Source organism: Bartonella sp. MR168JLCBS (assembly GCF_042194175.1).
On record NZ_JBHIMP010000494.1, the window covers coordinates 1 to 622 of the forward strand.

Here is a 622-nt window from a genome sequence, read left to right on the forward strand (position 1 = left end):
TTCAATCTCTGTCGTCCACAAACAAATACTTTCTGGCATATGAGAATGACCAATTAATATGCGTATTTTGAAAACATAGAGGATATCTCTCTTATACATATATCCATTAAAAAAAGAGAGAAACATTTGTAATAAAAATACATTTTTTCTTTCATTTTAAAATTTATCACAAAAACAAAATACATTACAGCAAACATTCTAAAGCAATGCCAAAAGCTTTTTCTCCTATAAAATACTGTTTTTTACTTTTTATTTTCTTTCATGTCTATGGATTAATATGTTTTGGTAGAGAATGGTTTTGTGTTATAATTTTAGTTCGAAAATTCACTTTTTATGTAACTCTATGCACGATAGCATCGTGTGGATTCAGGTAAGGCTTTCTGTGGTACTTTATAAATTGCTAAAAAAAACTTTCTTTTTTTGTGCTGTTATTTACACACTCTATAATGTTTCTATCAAGCACGCTGTCGCACAAACATCTAACATGCAAACTGTCCCTGCCCCAAAAAGCTACGGCGCATGGACAAAGGTTTGTTCTCTGCCACCAGGTACACCTAATATACAATGTGAAGTTGTGCAAAACGTACACACACAAAATCGCCCTGATATTACCTTGCGCGTT

Annotated in this window: 1 pseudogene; it reads left to right on the top strand. The window is 32.3% G+C overall.

The window, feature by feature from the left end:
* Positions 1–382 precede the first annotated feature (382 nt).
* Positions 383–622, top strand: a pseudogene (locus ACFIK8_RS12205) (invasion-associated locus B family protein); the annotation flags it as partial.